The 15,658-nt window shown below is 42.4% G+C and carries 19 protein-coding genes and 1 tRNA gene; 14 read left to right on the top strand and 6 right to left on the bottom strand.

All coding sequences use genetic code 11. The features are described 5' to 3' along the window. Nucleotides 1-82: 82 nt before the first annotated feature. Both IQ246_RS22735 and IQ246_RS22730 read right to left on the bottom strand, forming a co-directional pair. Nucleotides 83-919, bottom strand: a complete 837-nt coding sequence (locus IQ246_RS22735) for a carbohydrate ABC transporter permease (RefSeq protein WP_194005603.1) — start codon at nt 917-919, stop codon at nt 83-85. Next, nucleotides 916-1,824 carry a carbohydrate ABC transporter permease gene (locus IQ246_RS22730; RefSeq protein WP_194005602.1) on the bottom strand — a complete coding sequence of 303 codons (909 nt, stop codon included), beginning with the start codon at nt 1,822-1,824 and terminating at the stop codon, nt 916-918. The genes IQ246_RS22735 and IQ246_RS22730 overlap by 4 nt, the downstream gene beginning before the upstream one ends. Nucleotides 1,825-1,990: 166 nt before the next feature. Between IQ246_RS22730 and IQ246_RS22725 the strand changes: the two genes are divergently transcribed. From IQ246_RS22725 to IQ246_RS30555, 5 genes are all read left to right on the top strand, one after another. Further along, on the top strand, nt 1,991-2,161 hold the full coding sequence (locus IQ246_RS22725) for a hypothetical protein (RefSeq protein WP_194005601.1): 171 nt from the start codon (nt 1,991-1,993) through the stop codon (nt 2,159-2,161). Nucleotides 2,162-2,261: 100 nt separating this feature from the next. Continuing rightward, nucleotides 2,262-3,236, top strand: a complete 975-nt coding sequence (locus IQ246_RS22720) for an alpha/beta hydrolase (protein WP_244142124.1) — start codon at nt 2,262-2,264, stop codon at nt 3,234-3,236. A gap of 205 nt (nt 3,237-3,441) precedes the next feature. Next, complete coding sequence (locus IQ246_RS22715; protein ID WP_194005600.1) at nt 3,442-3,672, top strand: type II toxin-antitoxin system Phd/YefM family antitoxin; 231 nt, start codon at nt 3,442-3,444, stop codon at nt 3,670-3,672. Then, entirely contained in the window at nt 3,669-3,887 is a 219-nt protein-coding gene (locus IQ246_RS30560) for a type II toxin-antitoxin system VapC family toxin (RefSeq protein ID WP_244142123.1), read from the top strand. The genes IQ246_RS22715 and IQ246_RS30560 overlap by 4 nt, the downstream gene beginning before the upstream one ends. Next, on the top strand, nt 3,871-4,062 hold the full coding sequence (locus IQ246_RS30555; RefSeq protein WP_244142122.1) for a type II toxin-antitoxin system VapC family toxin: 192 nt from the start codon (nt 3,871-3,873) through the stop codon (nt 4,060-4,062). The genes IQ246_RS30560 and IQ246_RS30555 overlap by 17 nt, the downstream gene beginning before the upstream one ends. Before the next feature lie 16 nt (nt 4,063-4,078). Here the strand turns inward: IQ246_RS30555 and IQ246_RS22705 are convergent, their stop codons facing one another. Then, the gene (locus tag IQ246_RS22705; protein ID WP_194005605.1) at nt 4,079-5,299 is read right to left on the bottom strand and encodes an ABC transporter substrate-binding protein; all 1,221 of its coding nucleotides are present in this window, start codon (nt 5,297-5,299) and stop codon (nt 4,079-4,081) included. A 75-nt stretch (nt 5,300-5,374) separates the two neighbouring features. On the opposite strand from IQ246_RS22705, the gene IQ246_RS22700 reads away from it, so the two are divergent. After that, nucleotides 5,375-6,820: an MFS transporter gene (locus tag IQ246_RS22700; RefSeq protein ID WP_194005599.1), complete on the top strand. Its 1,446-nt coding sequence runs from the start codon at nt 5,375-5,377 to the stop codon at nt 6,818-6,820. Nucleotides 6,821-6,894: 74 nt separating this feature from the next. Here IQ246_RS22700 and accD read toward each other — a convergent pair whose 3' ends face one another. After that, nucleotides 6,895-7,845: an acetyl-CoA carboxylase, carboxyltransferase subunit beta gene (gene accD, locus IQ246_RS22695; protein WP_194005598.1), complete on the bottom strand. Its 951-nt coding sequence runs from the start codon at nt 7,843-7,845 to the stop codon at nt 6,895-6,897. A gap of 85 nt (nt 7,846-7,930) precedes the next feature. Here accD and IQ246_RS22690 point away from each other — a divergent pair, with 85 nt between their 5' ends. Further along, nucleotides 7,931-8,077, top strand: a complete 147-nt coding sequence (locus tag IQ246_RS22690; protein ID WP_194005597.1) for a hypothetical protein — start codon at nt 7,931-7,933, stop codon at nt 8,075-8,077. Nucleotides 8,078-8,652: 575 nt separating this feature from the next. Here the strand turns inward: IQ246_RS22690 and IQ246_RS22685 are convergent. Continuing rightward, entirely contained in the window at nt 8,653-10,599 is a 1,947-nt protein-coding gene (locus tag IQ246_RS22685) for an amino acid transporter (RefSeq protein WP_194005596.1), read from the bottom strand. A gap of 170 nt (nt 10,600-10,769) precedes the next feature. On the opposite strand from IQ246_RS22685, the gene IQ246_RS22680 reads away from it, so the two are divergent. The 5 genes from IQ246_RS22680 (at nt 10,770) to IQ246_RS22660 (ending at nt 13,056) form a co-directional block, all read left to right on the top strand. Then, a complete protein-coding gene (locus IQ246_RS22680) occupies nt 10,770-11,024 on the top strand; it encodes a TIGR03643 family protein (RefSeq protein ID WP_194005595.1) in 255 nt (84 codons plus the stop codon). 342 nt (nt 11,025-11,366) lie between these two features. After that, nucleotides 11,367-11,693 carry a thioredoxin gene (gene trxA, locus IQ246_RS22675; protein ID WP_194005594.1) on the top strand — a complete coding sequence of 109 codons (327 nt, stop codon included), beginning with the start codon at nt 11,367-11,369 and terminating at the stop codon, nt 11,691-11,693. 252 nt (nt 11,694-11,945) lie between these two features. Continuing rightward, the gene (locus IQ246_RS22670; protein WP_194005593.1) at nt 11,946-12,293 is read left to right on the top strand and encodes a type II toxin-antitoxin system RelE/ParE family toxin; all 348 of its coding nucleotides are present in this window, start codon (nt 11,946-11,948) and stop codon (nt 12,291-12,293) included. A 22-nt stretch (nt 12,294-12,315) separates the two neighbouring features. Then, entirely contained in the window at nt 12,316-12,678 is a 363-nt protein-coding gene (locus tag IQ246_RS22665) for an XRE family transcriptional regulator (RefSeq protein ID WP_194005592.1), read from the top strand. Between the two features lie 198 nt (nt 12,679-12,876). Next, nucleotides 12,877-13,056 carry a hypothetical protein gene (locus IQ246_RS22660; protein ID WP_194005591.1) on the top strand — a complete coding sequence of 60 codons (180 nt, stop codon included), beginning with the start codon at nt 12,877-12,879 and terminating at the stop codon, nt 13,054-13,056. Nucleotides 13,057-13,279: 223 nt separating this feature from the next. Here the strand turns inward: IQ246_RS22660 and IQ246_RS22655 are convergent. Next, a tRNA-Thr gene (locus IQ246_RS22655) sits at nt 13,280-13,351 on the bottom strand. Between the two features lie 406 nt (nt 13,352-13,757). Here IQ246_RS22655 and argF point away from each other — a divergent pair. Beyond that, the gene (gene argF, locus IQ246_RS22650) at nt 13,758-14,678 is read left to right on the top strand and encodes an ornithine carbamoyltransferase (RefSeq protein WP_194005590.1); all 921 of its coding nucleotides are present in this window, start codon (nt 13,758-13,760) and stop codon (nt 14,676-14,678) included. Nucleotides 14,679-14,900: 222 nt separating this feature from the next. Continuing rightward, entirely contained in the window at nt 14,901-15,503 is a 603-nt protein-coding gene (lexA, locus tag IQ246_RS22645) for a transcriptional repressor LexA (protein ID WP_194005589.1), read from the top strand. The last annotated feature ends 155 nt before the right edge of the window (nt 15,504-15,658 follow it).

Below are 15,658 nucleotides of genomic sequence, written 5' to 3'. Positions count from 1 at the left end.
GCCCAATGCCCCATGCCCAATCCCCAATGCCCAATGCCCCATGCCCAATGCCCAATGCCCAATGCCCCATGCCCCATGCCGATTAACCTTTCCCCCCGGTAAACGTAACGCTTTGAATAAAATAGCGGTTGAAAAAGACATAAATGCCTAAAGCGGGCAGGGTGAATACCATAGAAGCTGCCATAATGTAATTCCAATAGCTGATATATTGACCTTTGAAGGTATTTAGCCCCAAAGGTAGGGTAAACATTTCTGGATCAAACAGGATAACTATAGGCAGCAAGAAATTATTCCAACTCCCCATGAATACAAAAACCGCCTGTGCTGCTAGTGCTGGTTTTGCTAGAGGTAAGACAATATGTCGGAAAATTCCAAAAGTGTTTAAACCATCTAGTTGAGCGGCTTCCTCTAATTCTTTAGGAAAACTGACAAAAAATTGCCGCATCATGAAGATAAAAGTAGCATTAACCATGCTAGGCACAATCATACCCTGATAAGAATTTAGCCAGCCGATCGCTTTTAAAATCAAAAATGTCGGAATCAGAGTGATTTGCGCTGGCACTGCTAGGACTGCCAAGATTAAGAAAAACCAAAAGCGTTTGCCCACAAAGCGCAGTCTTGCCAAAGCATAACCCGCCATTGAATTTAACAACAAGTTTAAAATAGTGACGCTGACGGCAATTACCACACTGTTGAACAACCAGCGCCAAAACAGCGGTTCTTGCAGGAAGATTTGCCTGTAGTTGTCGAGAGTAAAATTCTTAGGGAAGAAACTAGGTTCACCGCTGACAATTTCTGTAAGGGACTTAAATGATGCCGAAAGTGCCCAGAGAAAGGGAATTAGAGTAATCAGCGCATAGAAGGTGAGCAAGACGTATAACAATACTTTGAGCCAGGACGAGCCAGAGATGTTAGTCAAATCCTTTCGCCTCCAAAAAGTCGCCGCTGAATCAGAGTAATAGTAATAATAACTGCTGCTAGTAAAAAGGCGATCGCAGCGGCATATCCCATTTGTAAATTCCGAAACACAGCTTGGTAAATTAACAGCACCACGGTCAAAGTAGCGTTGTTTGGCCCGCCAGTACCGCCAGAAAAAATATAAGATTGATCAAATAATTGAAAAGTGCCAATCACTCCGATTGCAACCACAAAGAAGGTAACAGACTGGAGCAAAGGAACAGTGATGCGGATAAATTTCTGCCACCCATTTGCTCCATCAAGTTCTGCCGCCTCGTAAAGTGTTTGGGGGATATCTTGCAACGCTGCCAAATAAATCACCATGTAAAATGGCGCGGTTGACCATATATTCATCAGCATAATCCCTTTGAGCGCAACTGCTGGATCACCTAACCAGTTATAAGTGGGCAGTCCTATAGAAGCGAGAAAATCGTTTAGTAGCCCATCGGTGTTATAAATCCACATGAAAATTAGCGTTAGTACTGCTGAAGACGTGACTGTCGGCAAAAAATAAAGGATGCGCCACAAATTTTTGCCACGAATCCCAGAGTTGAGAGTTACTGCCAAAACTAAAGCTAGAACAGTTTGAATTGGCACAACAATGATTACGTATTCTGCTGTGTTTCTCAAAGCAATCCAAACCCGTTCATCTTCAACTAAGCGCGTGAAGTTCCGAAAGCCAATGAACTCATATTTAATACCGCCGAGAAGTTGGACTTTTTGCAGGGAAAGAAAAACGGCGTAGAGAATAGGTGAAACTACAAAAGTCCCCAAAACTAGAATAGCGGGCATCATGAACATATACCCGGCCAAGTCTTCTGTGACGTTCCGTCTGGGATTACTGCGCCGCCTGCTGATTTGAAACACTACTAAACCTCCGCTTAATCCCGCCGCGTTAACCCGACTGTAGCGATGGGTTGTGCATGATTATTTATCGTACTCCTGTCGCAACTATTACCAACTAAAAAAAGCTAAGGAAATATTAGAATATAGCGTTTACTGGTCTAGTGAGGTACACCCTTCGGGGCAATTCATGAATTGCCCCTACACCAAGCGATATAATTTTGTACCGCATCTGAATGGGAACCGCTATATCAGTAAACCACAAACTTTTCAAAACCAACGTAAAAACAAGGGTTTCAGCCATTGTGAATCTGGAGTATTCACCATTGCTTTTAGAGGGATCAAGCGATCGCTCGCTTGAAGGTAGCTAGGGGTATCGTCTGAAATCCTCAATTTAACGTTGTTTTGTGAGTTCTGTGAGATCCCTGGCAAACGTGAGGTTTCGCGTTAAGTTGATACGTATGCCCGTCGTAGACATCGCACTTTTGGCAGTACTGGAAAATCACTTGAGGAATATGCAATATTTTAATCATCGAAAACTGCTGCTAAGAAGTATAGGATTGGTCGCGATCGCCTACATTTCAACCTGTCTATTTTTGTTTGTTCGGCAGCGTTATTTTATCTTTCGTCCCACTCCACAAATCTCAACCCTACCTAGTTCACCCAACTTTCTTCTTCCTTACAAAGATGTACGTTTACCTATTACTGGCTCTAATAAATATATACATGGCTGGTGGATTCCAGCACCATTACCAAAAGAGAAACTTTCTTTAATTCCAAATGAGCCTGTAAAAATTTTAAAATCACCTAAAACATTTTTATACTTTTGCGGTGCTGCTAATAATAAAGGTTACTACAATTATATAGGCAGACTTCAAGCAATGCGACAGTTGGGGTTTTCTGTGTTAGTCATTGACTACCGAGGTTTTGGTAGTAGCAAAGGGAATTTTCCTAGTGAGTCTCAGCTTTATGAAGATAGTCAAATAGCCTGGAATTATTTAGTAAAAATACAACAAATACCTCCTAATAAAATTGTCATTTACGGCGAATCAATTGGGGGAGCAGTTGCGATAAATTTGGCAGTAAAACGTCCAGAAGCTAGTGGATTAATTGTGCAAAGCTCCTTTACATCAATGGCAGAGCAAATCAAATATAGAGATTGGTTACGGATGTTTCCCATCGATTTGCTGCTAACACAAAAGTTTGATTCTATTTATAAAGTTCGCTCTCTACGTCTTCCCGTTTTATTTATTCATGGAACTGATGACAGCATTGTTCCATCCTACATGACTCAGCAGTTATATGATGCTGCCCCTGAACCCAAACAACTTTTATTAATTCCAAAAGGAAAACATGTCCAAATTTATCAACCTGGAAGTAACTCGTATTTACAAGCAATTCAGAAGTTTATCCAAAAGGTAGAGTCTCAAGAGTAAGAAATAGATCCATCGGGAAACCTTAATGATCTTAGAACTGCTATACGTCCTATTAAAATAATTCGTAATTCGTAATTCGTAATTCGTAATTAAGTTTTGTAATGGGGATTTAACCCCAATTGCATTACTTACCGGTTATAGAACCGGGGGACTTTAACCCACGGACAGCAGTTAAAATATGACTATAGTCATGACTATGGTTATTATGAAATCAATTTCCAAAAGTAAACTCAAATCTCAACTTCTTGAGTTCTTACGACTTGTAGAGTCAGAAGGAGAAGAAATTATAGTTACCGATCGCGGTAAGCCAGTCGTGAAAATTTCTAAATACGCACAAGCACCTTCAACAGAGGAGTTATTTGGAGAGATGCGCGGTAAAGTGAAGTATTTTGAGGATTTAACTACACCAACAACTGAGGAATGGCCACAATTGTGAAGATAGTCCTTGACACTTGTGCCTTAATCTGGTGGAGTTTAGATCCAGCCAAACTTTCTGAACAAGCCAAAGAAGCGTGCAACTACATGGAAAGAGATAAAAATGGTCTTGTTCCATCTATAGCTATATGGGAAATTGCTCTAAAAATCAAAAATAAAAAACTAGATTTAGGAGTCAATCTGAACGAGTACGTAGGGCTTGCTGAAAAAGTCTAGTACTGTTCAGATTGTACCCATTGATGAAAATATTTGGATGGAAAGTGTCAATTTAGAATGGGGTCATCGAGATCCAGTAGATCGAGTTGTCGTTGCACTAGCCAGAAGTAATCAAGCTGCAATAATTACATCTGATAAGGAAATAGCAAATTTCTACTCAGAAGTGATTTGGTAGAGGTAAGAAAGATTGCTTACTCCATCGCCCTAATTTGCTGATTAGCTTCATTCTGTGCATTCAGCATCGCCTGTTTTAATGGTTGTTGTCCCAACAAGGCGCTGACAAACTGGTTATCAAAGTTATTCATGATCGCCGCTGGATACTTGCCTAACTGCCATGATGTAGCATAATTAACTCCTGCCACTAATGGCGATCGCAAGGGGTCTTGGTCATAGCCTAATTTCTCTGCTACTGATTTCCGCGTTGGCAGCGCAAACCCTTTTTCTGTCCACTTTTGCATCCCTTCTTTTCCAGTGAGATAAGAAATCAACTCCCAGGCTTCGGCTTTGTGCTGTGCTTGCTTATTCATCACATAGGCAACGGTAAATACCATTGTGCCTTTTTTGTTGTTTATAGTTGGTATTTCTGCGGTAGCAAACTCTACTTGAGGAAAGGTTTCAGTTAAATAAGGAATTGCCCAATTACCTTCAATTACCATTGCCACTTTGCCCTGACCAAACATTTCAATACCTGAGTTTGTGCCTACATCGGATTTTTGTGCCGAGGAGCGGTCTTTTTGATACTGGTCTATTACTAATTGCAATCCCTGCAAACCTGCCGTACTAGCAAAGGTAGCGTAATCATTTTGGTCAACAAGTTGCCCACCAAAAGCTTTGACTTTGTAAGCTTGACGCGCTAATTCTGGAATTTCGCCAAAGCCGTATTTGTTAAGTTTACCTGTCAACTTCTGGGAATAGGTACGTAATTCATCCCAAGTAGTTGGTGGATTATTCAAACCAGCAGCAGCGAACGCTTTTTTGTTATAAAACAAGGTAAGGGTGGAATAGTCTTTAGGAAGACCATAAATCTGGTTCTGGTATTTGAAATTGCCGAGTAAAGTATTTTCAAAGTCCCCTAGGTCAAATTCTGGGGTGATATAAGCATCTAGCGGTTCTAGAATATTCTGGCTCATCAAGAAAGGAGCCTCAAGAGCATCGAGATAAAAAACATCAGGCGCGGCTTCACCAACCAACCGCGTTTTGATTACATCCATGTATTGGTCGGAGATCACCTCATACTTAACCTTGATAGTGGGGTGCTGCATCTCAAAGTCTTGTAGTACCTGTCTCAAGAGTTTTTGTTCAATAGGAGATCCTCCCCAGCCACTGAGTTTGATCGTGACTGCGGTAGACGCTGACGGTTTGCTTATTAGTTGTAGGCTGTGACAACCAATAATAGTGATGGCGATCGCTATTATTAATCCTAGAAAGTTAAATTTAACTTTAGCAACTGGACTTTTGCAGAATGCTTTACCAGTAGAAGATAGTATATGAATTCTTTTCAAGTTGAAACTCCTACACCTTCGACTTTAGAAATTTCCCCGGTTGCCTCAACACCCACAGCACTAAATCCTACCTCACAACCCAGCCTTAAAATTTCCAAGGATGTCATTCGCACCAGCCTCAGGGCTTCCACTGGGGATGCTATCTTTTCAGCAATTTTCTCCCTGACTACTGGCGGGATTTTGCTTTCTAATTTCCTGGTGGAGTTGGACGCCAGCCCAGTGGTATTTGGGATGCTGTCCTCTATCCCCATGATTGCGAATCTCATTCAGCCGTTGGGTGCTTACTTCTCTGAGAGCACTACCAGCCGCTTTCAGTATTCCCTTTTGACTCATGGAATCTCTCGTCCACTGTGGCTGATTCTAGTAATTGGCATTTTAGCCACAAGCTGGGGTGGGGTTAATAGTCATCAATTAGTGATATTGACACTTTTGATTGTCTTATTCACCCATCTTTTGGGAGGACTAGGAAGCGCAGCATGGCTAAGTTGGGTGGCTATGATAGTCCCTCGGCGATTACGAGGCCGGTATTTCGGGTTACGTAACAGTGCCGCCAGCTTAACTAATTTAGTCTACTTACCTTTGGCAGGTCTAGCTGTATCACACTGGTATGGAGGAACTTTACAAGGTTATGGAGTTGTGCTGCTGGTAGGTATCGTGTTTGGGATTTTGGGAATAGGCTGTCAGTATTTCCAAGTGGATGTGAATCCGCGATGCCAAAACACTGATGTTGCTAAGTTAGCTCAAACAAGCGAGATTCAGCCAGACGTTGCCAAGAAGGATTCTTGTGAAATACCTGAATCAATCTGTTTACCGCAGTTGCCCATTCCACAAAATCAATTAGTTGCCAGTATCTGGAAAAACACTAACTTTTTGATGTTTCTGGTTTATTTCACTTTATGGATGCTTGCTGTTAATCTCAGCGCTCCTTTTTTTAATTTTTACATGCTGGATACGCTGGATTTAGATGTGAGTTGGGTGACTATTTACAGTAGCCTTCAGGTGGGGGCGAATCTGCTAATGCTGATCTGGTGGGGTAAATTAGCAGACAAAATAGGTAATCGTCCCGTGCTTATTTTTGTTGGTATTTTGGTTGCAGTTACACCATTATTATGGCTGGGAATTGGTGTTAATCGCCTTGACCTCTGGCTATGGTTGCCACTATTACACATCTTTACTGGAGGTACTGGCGCAGCAATTGACTTGTGCAGTAATAATATGCAACTGGGGATTGCACCGGTTAAAAATCAGTCTATCTATTTTGCGATCGCAGCTGCCGCTGCTGGGGTAAGTGGTGCTTTAGGCACAACCGTAGGTGGCTTCATCGTCCAATTTTCTGAATCTGGAGGCTTACTAGGATTGTTCATCCTCTCTAGTCTATTTCGACTAGCAGCGCTTATTCCACTGATGTTTATCCAAGAACCAGGGGGATGAGGGGGAGAGAGGGAGAAGGTGGGACAAGAATAATTGTTCACTTAGCTTCTCCACTCCCCCACTCCTCCACTCTCTTACTCAGCGGCGCTAGAACTCAAAGACATTGTTTCCCACAACACCAGATGAGGCGCGGTTGGTGCCGGCTGGTGTAAGGAAATCAGCTGCGTTAGGGTGTTCTTCAATTGAGTACGGGGTACGATATCATCGACAAAACCGTGTTTAAGTAAATCTTCTGCTGTTTGAAAATCATCGGGCAGTTTTTCCCGGAGGGTTTGCTCAATTACTCGCCGACCGGCAAAACCAATGGTTGCCTTTGGTTCTGCTAGGATGAGATCGCCTAACATCGCAAAACTAGCGGTAACGCCGCCTGTGGTGGGATTTGTTAAAACGGGAATGTACAATAGTCGGGCATCTTGATGGCGCTGTAAAGCTGCGGATATTTTCGCCATCTGCATTAAAGAAAGCATTCCTTCTTGCATTCTGGCACCACCGGAGGTGCAAATAATCACAACAGGATAACGCCGTTGAGTGGCTTGCTCAATTAGGCGAGTGAGTTTTTCTCCCACGACTGAACCCATGCTACCACCCATGAAGCGGAAGTCCATTACCCCAAGAGCAATGGGTAAGCCATTGATTTGACCCAAACCTGTTTTAACAGCGTCTAATAAACCAATTTTTTCTTGGGTTTCTCGTAGGCGATCGCTGTATAGTTTGCGATCGCGAAATTGCAGCGGATCGCTTGGACGTAAATGCTCATCCATCGCTCTCCAGGTATTGTGGTCAATCAATTGACGGATGCGTTCATCGCTATCCACTCGATTATGATGACCACATTCGACACAAACCATCTGATTGGCTCTCAAGTCTTTTGTATAAGCTAATACACCACATTTTGAGCATTTATGCCATAATCCATCAGCAATTTCACGTTCCTGGCGTTCAAGGCTGGTAGATCCTGATTTACGTCGATTTGCAAACCAATCAAACAGAGACTTTAAACCGCGTGATTCTTCGTTGTTTGCCATTTTTATCTTATTCAAGGGGTATGTGGTAGAAAATAGGTCAAGCTGTATCGGGTTTTCCTTAGTCTTTTGTGATTTGTCCTTACTAATGAACGCCATTTGCTTCAATGGGGGAACTCCTCGTAAAGCCCTTCTCCCCAAGGGAGACGCCAAAGGCGAACAGGCTGGCTTTGCTACCTCTAAACGCCGACGTCCGGCGCTCAGAGTTCTCCGAAGGCGGCGTACAGTGCGCTAAGCAAGCTACAGACTTCTGTTTGCAACGCAGTGGCTCCTAATGACTACATCATCAAATTACATTTGTAAGCAATTCAGACTTTATTTTGCATCTTTGGTTGCCAGCTTAACGAAAATACTCATCTTAATACAAGTCTCTTGCTCGCCTTCTACAGAATTTATTATGTAAACGTATTGACAAAACTATGAGAATACCAACCTCCAAATAGGATGCTGTATCCCTTGTACCCAAATCAATCATTTGTGTTGCTGGGTCATAAGCAATGAGCATCAGTTACATTAGCTGTGCTTGCCAACGGGTAATCGTCGTTAAGAGGGTAATACAAGTCACAGCCTGATATTACCAAAATCTGAAGGGCAGATGGGGTAATGCAGGTTACAATCATGAGCGACCAAGATTTGTCATTTGGACATCACACGGTTTTTTTGGGGACTAGACTACTTCTGCCTAATGTTTGAGCTATTTCTGTCAGCAGCCACATCCCGTTCCGAAGAGATGGCGCGGGGAGTATGTCATAGCAGCTCAACAAATTTTTCAAGCATGGTTCTTTAACCCACCACTGTCCCTAACTTTCCTCAACCCCCAACATGGATACCGGGACGCTTTTGGGGATTTTTTTCAGCCCGACGGAGTACTTCACGGGTGACTACAGCAATATCACCCTCACCAAATAAGATAAAACGCAGTAAGTATTGTATCGGGTTTCCTTCAACCCAGCCGAAGTAAGCATGGGGAATCTTACCTGTTTGGTCACGAATATAGAGCAGTAAAGCCGCGATTGCGTTAGGTACTGCTGCACTTTCAGCACGTAGGATGCGGTAATTACCAACTTGCACCCCCTTTACTTTAATGACATCTGCAAATTCTGAAGCATCGGATACCATAATCTCTAGAAAAAGGATTGGATCATTGGGTGGAATGTGGTTATCCTCGCGCACTTCTTTCTCTTTTAAAAAATACTCTTGGACATCGCCCACATTGAACCGATTAGCAATCAGTCGTATTGCTCCTTGGCTCTCTTCGGCAATGAATTGGTGAGCATTGTCGTCAATTTCGATTCGCTCTGCTCGCAGTTCAGTTGAACGCCAAACGCGAGAAATGAGCGAAGTAAGAATGATAGCACCGATGAAGAACGCAGCGATCCTAATCCCTTCTGGTCTTTCGATGATATTCACAACAGTTGTATATAAAAACAACACTGTGATGATTCCAAAAACGAGTGTTCCTTTCTTCTGTCTGCGATGGTGTGCTGATAGGGTTACAGAAAAGGCCGCTGAGGTGATTAACACAAGCACACCTGTTGCGTAAGCCCCACCTTGAGCTTCCACATTTGCCCGGAAAATAATTGTGACAACAAAGGCGATCGCTGTATAGACTAAGACTAAAGGCCGCGTTAATAGTGCCCAATTGGGTGCCATGCCATAACGTGGTAGGTAGCGAGGCACGATATTGAGCAGCCCTGCCATTGCAGATGCACCTGCAAACCATAGAATCGAGATAGTACTCAGATCGTAAATTGTGCCAAAGCCATTACCTAGATATAGATGTGCCAGATAAGCAAGAGCACGACCGTTGGCTTTGCCCCCAGATGCAAATTCTGCGGCTGGAATTAGTAGAGTAGTTATAAAGCTGGTGGTGAGCAAAAAGAAGCTCATAATCACAGCAGCAGCAGTAAGCAGTTTGCGCGTATTCCGAATCCGTCCTTTGGGATGCTCTTGAGTGTCGTTGCTGCTACCTTCTACCAGGGGCATAACGGTAACGCCAGTCTCAAAACCTGACAATCCCAGCGCTAGCCTGGGGAATAACAAGATAGCTATACCGAGTATTACCAAAGGATTAGAATGGCGTGCAAAAAGTGCAGTCTGCCATTGAGCGATCGCTCCTGGGTGGGTTAGGATTTGATACAGACCAACACCAATCACAATGAAGTTTAACAGCAGATAAACTCCCACTAAAAATACTGCAATACCAATTGCTTCCCGGAAACCTCTTAAGAAAACTGTGCTTAATAATGCAATTAACAATAGGGTGATAGCGATGCTCTGATCATCAAGTAGATGTGGAGCAAGGGGATTTTCGATGATATGGGCTGTAGCATCAGCAGCCGAGAGGGTAATGGTGATGATAAAGTCAGTTGCCACAAAGCCAAGTAGGCAGAGTACAAGTAGTTTGCCTTGCCACCAGGAGAGCAAACGCTCTAACATTGCAATCGACCCTTCCCCATGAGGGCTTTCGGCAGCAATGCGCCGATAAATTGGCAATGCACCAAAGAGCGTCAGCAAAACTAGAATCAGAGTAGCCAGAGGAGAAAGGGCGCCTGCTGCTAATGCTGCAATACCAGGTTGATAGCCAAGGGTAGAAAAATAATCTACACCAGTCAGGCACATGACCTGCCACCAAGAATGCTGACGATGTGGTTCTTCCTTGCGGTAGGGGCCTTCCTTCTCTCTTCGATCTTCTTCAAGCAACCAGTGGATTAACTGTCTGCTGAGCCGTTTTGTTGAAACAGTTGATTTAGCCATTAAGCAAAAGTTGGCTTTGTGATTTCTTTGAGCCTTTGTAGTTTATTAAAATTATGAACTATTAAAGATATACCACTATCATTCATTGTGAGTTAAGCAATCTGTAATTTGCATCAAGTCTCTCTGTTTCACGCCAGTTGCTACAACGGGGAGAACCCCCGCATAGAAAAATGAATCTACCTAACCTTGACTCGGAAACTATTGATCGCATCATTGAAATGGCATGGGAAGATAGAACACCTTTCGATGCTATTGAAACTCAGTTTGGACTCCTTGAGAAACAAGTAATTGCCTTAATGAAACTTGAAATGAAAGAATCTAGTTTCCGTATGTGGCGAGAGCGAGTTAACAAACGTAAGACAAAGCATTTACATAAACGAGAGTTTCTTGCAGGTAGATTTAAGTCACAAAATCAAAAAACATAAGTAATTTCTTCAGAAGTGTTAAGCAACTATATTCACAGCTACTTTGAGTATGTCTGTACTCCTACAAATAGGTACTATAGTAATCCGATTTGATTCGTGAACTGACTTGTAGAGACACCGAATGGGGGATAGGGGATAGGGAATGGGAAAAAAGGGAGTTAGAGGTGTACGCAGTTATTTCAAAAATCAAATAGGAATCCTATAACTGTATTTATGTTCATCTGTAATTATGGGTAGTTTTGGTACTAATAATGATGATTGGGATTTATACGGCAGAAGAGAGTATAGTTTGTACAGTTAGCTTTTTGCTAAAATTTGATTTTCACACAGGAGAATTAAAGAATGTCTACTGATACAGTTGCTTACGTTCAAGAGAGTGAATTTGATGCTCTTTTAAGTGAAGAGAAAGTAGTAGTTGTTGATTTTACTGCTACTTGGTGTGGCCCCTGTCGCCTGGTTAGTCCGTTAATGGATCAACTTGCAGAGGAATACAAAGGTCGCGCCAAGGTCGTTAAGGTAGATATCGATAACAACAAACCGATATTTAAAAAATTTGGTCTTCGCAATATTCCAGCGGTTTTAATTTTCAAGGATGGTGAATTAGCAGAAACCATTGTGGGAGTTTCTCCTTACGAACAGTTCAGCAGTGCTGTTGAAAAGCTTTTTTAGCTGAGCTTAGGGTAGCGATAGATATATAGGGAAGTAATGGGAAAAAGTGAGCCTCTTACAAAGTTCAGCTCGGAAGAAGCCTCCGCTCTGACTTTGCGCGAATTCACTCCCAAGCCGGGAGAAAACCTATTTGAGAGTTATCAAATAATATCGGCACGAGAAATATCGCCGATAACAGCCTTTACCTAAATGTCAGTTTTATCTGCTACCTTGATATACTCTTGTGAATATGTATTTGAGCGCATAATATTAATGGAGTGGACAGTTAAATTTCATGATGACTTTGAGCCGGAGTTTGATGATTTACCAGAAGAAGTACAGGATGAGTTGCTTGCTCAAGCCGGTTCACTGGAAGAATTTGGCCCTCAACTAGGGCGGCCAAAGGTAGATACGCTCAAAGACTCAAAGCACCCTAACATGAAAGAGTTGCGTTTTAAAGCAGCAGATGGTGTATGGCGTGTAGCATTTGCATTCGATCCAAAACGAAATGCAATTTTATTAGTGGCTGGTGACAAGTCTGGTGTTAGTCAAAGTCATTTCTACAAGCAACTTATAAACAAGGCCGACGCTAGATTTGCAGCACACTTAGCCCAATTGTGACAAAAGAAAGGTTGAGTTAACTATGGCGATAACTTTAAAAGAAAAACTAAAGAAATTACCGCTTGATCGCCAAAAGAAAATCGAGGCGCGATCAGCAGAGATTATAGCTGAGGAAATGACCAGACAGGAACTCAGACAATCACTAAAGTTTACTCAAGCACAAATAGCTCAGATCCTTCAGATTGATCAAGGGAACGTTTCTCGAATTGAACAGCGCACCGATTTAATGCTTTCTACGTTGCGAAAATACATAGAGGCATTGGGGGGGGAGCTACAACTGGTTGTTAGGTTTCCTGATGACCAAGTTATTGCTTTGAAAGAAGCGTTTGACTACGAAGAGCTAGAGGAAGATTGCCCTCCACCTCTGGCTTTAGCCAGTAAGTAATTTTGATTACTAGCAAAATTATAGTCTTTGTATTGAAAAGCTGAAGCGCCTCTAGTAAGGGCGCTTCAGCTTTTTGTACTAGCAGGGGTATGGGACGCGATCGCCCTTTGTGGGGTGATGAAAAATTTTTCAGCTAGCAATGATTTTTGCACCGATTTTGGGAGATCTAAGCAAGAGATCCTTTATTGATATAGCCAAATGAAACTGATATTTTTAGGTACTGCTTTTACTGCTTCTGTCCTGGCTGGCTGTTCTTTCCAAGGCTTGCGATCGCCCAATTCTTCAATCACTTCTACTCCCCTTGCTGCCTCAACTCCATCGCTTACTCCCTCAAAGGTTCAACGGGTAGCACGCAGAGATAAGCGATCGCCTCTTTGATCCACTCTCACTTTTATCTTGCCTGCTTTCAATCTCTCGTTAACAGCTTCAATCATCAATTTCACGTTTGACATCCTGGCTAAATTTGAACTAAAAATGTTTTAGAATTAAGCACAATTTTAGGTAATTTGGCATAATAATAATACTTTGAATCGCCGAAAGCCGTGATCAGCTAAAAAGCAGAAAGCTAGTCCTGCTAAGGTAAGTATTGATTTTGCTTGAAAGCCAGCAGTCGGATTTGAACCGACGACCTTCCGATTACAAGTCGGATGCACTACCACTGTGCTATGCTGGCGCTCATGATTAATGCTTTCAAGCCTTAACCGACTTCCTATTGTACCATAATTAATTTGATTGTCTACCATCAAGTACAAATAAACATTTTTATCTAGTTGTTTTTCAGCCTATAGATGCTTGAATGGGGGTTAAAAGTGTGATAAATAAAATTAGGTACTCAAAGATTGGACTATAAAGAAATCCACCCACAAGAGGTGGGGTTTTTACCCAATCTTAAAAGTCTCTAATCCCCAATAGACCCAATTTAAATCACTGATTAAGTTGATAAATTAATATTCATAGCAAAATTATCTCAAATCCTAGGCTAAACGCAAAAATCTTGATACAGTTTTAAAACTGTATTTTTTTGCTACAGCTGGGTAAAGGAACAGAAATAAGTAATTGTTCTTTCACAGATCACAAGCATGACAGCGTTGATCGGACGAGATTTATTAAGTCTGGCAGACCTAAGTCCAACGGAACTTCAGGAACTCCTGCAATTGGCAACTCAACTCAAATCGCAACGGCTAAAGTTGCGGTGTAATAAAGTATTGGGGTTGTTGTTCTCTAAAGCGTCAACTCGCACACGGGTGAGTTTTACGGTGGCGATGTACCAATTAGGTGGACAGGTAATCGATCTCAATCCTAATGTCACTCAAGTTAGTCGCGGTGAACCTTTACAGGATACGGCGCGGGTGTTAGATCGATATTTGGATATTTTGGCAATTCGCACTTTTGCACAGCAGGAGTTGGAAACTTTTGCTCACTATGCCAAGAATCCTGTAATTAATGCGCTTACTGATTTAGAGCATCCCTGTCAGATATTAGCTGATTTGCTAACGATTCAAGAGAGCTTTAGTACACTTGCTGGGTTAACTTTAACCTACGTAGGCGATGGCAATAATGTGGCGAATTCGCTGATGCTTGGCTGCGCTTTAGTAGGAATGAATGTCAGAATTGCTACCCCAAGTGGATATGAACCAGATCCTAGGATCGTCGAACAAACAAGAGCGATCGCTAATAATAAAACTGAAGTTCTCCTCACTCATAATCCAGAATTAGCGGCCAAGGGAACTGCTGTACTTTATAGCGATGTTTGGGCAAGTATGGGGCAAGAAGAACAAGCAGGCGATCGCTTGCCAATTTTCCAACCTTACCAAATTTCGGAGCAACTATTGAGCCTTGCTGACCCACAGGCAATTGTTTTACACTGCTTACCAGCCCATCGCGGTGAAGAAATTACCGAGTCAGTAATCGAAGGTTCCCAATCACGAGTTTGGGATCAAGCAGAAAATCGCTTACACGCTCAAAAGGCTTTGCTTGTAAGTATTTTAGGGGCAGAGTGAAAGTAGTCAAAAGTCTAGAGTCTAGAATTATTTTCTACCTCCGGCTCTTCTGCTCCCCCTAACTCCCGACTATATTCTTCGTGAAAAATCAAAAATCAATAAGCAAAAAATAAAAGAATTATCTTTCTTTCACTTTTCATATTTTTACTTTTGTCTTGTTATGGCGAGTTTTTTGTAGTACTAATGTTCTAGGAACATTTATAATTACTTCCTGAGAAATTTATGGAACGTCTAACAGAAGCTCAACAAGAACTTTACGAATGGTTGGCAGAATACATCCGAACGCACCAACATTCACCTTCAATTCGGCAAATGATGCAGGCGATGAACTTAAAGTCGCCAGCACCAATTCAAAGTCGTTTGGAGCATTTACGCGTCAAGGGATATATAGAATGGAATGAAGGGAAGGCGCGAACTATTCGGATTTTGCATCCTGTCAAGCAAGGTGTACCGATTTTGGGCACGATCGCAGCTGGTGGTTTAATTGAACCATTCACCGATACTGTAGATCATCTAGACTTTTCTAATTTCTCATTACCTGCTCAAACCTATGCTTTGCGAGTAGCCGGCGACAGCATGATTGAGGATTTAATTGCTGATGGAGATTTGGTATTCTTGCGTCCAGTAGTAGAACCAAATCATCTGAAAAATGGTACCATCGTCGCTGCCAGAGTTGATGGATACGGTACTACATTAAAGCGTTTTTATCGAAGCGGCGATCGCGTTACCCTCAAACCAGCAAATCCTAAGTACAATCCCATTGAAGTTGCAGCTATGCATGTGCAGGTACAAGGTTCTCTCATCGGTGTTTGGCGCGGTTATTGAAAAATCGGCACTGGGGACTGGGAGTGGAGGAGTGGAGGAGTGGAGGAGTGGAGAAACATAAGGAAGAGAGCAGAGACAAAGGAGAGATCTGCTCAATAATTCCTCCTTATCTTCCTAATCCCCAATGCCCAATGCCCCTACCCAATGCCCAATGC

Origin of the sequence: aff. Roholtiella sp. LEGE 12411 (genome assembly GCF_015206995.1) — a bacterium.
Lineage (GTDB): Bacteria > Cyanobacteriota > Cyanobacteriia > Cyanobacteriales > Nostocaceae > Komarekiella.
The sequence above is the reverse complement of the archived record's forward strand: the minus strand, read 5'-3'. Positions and strand labels throughout refer to the sequence as shown.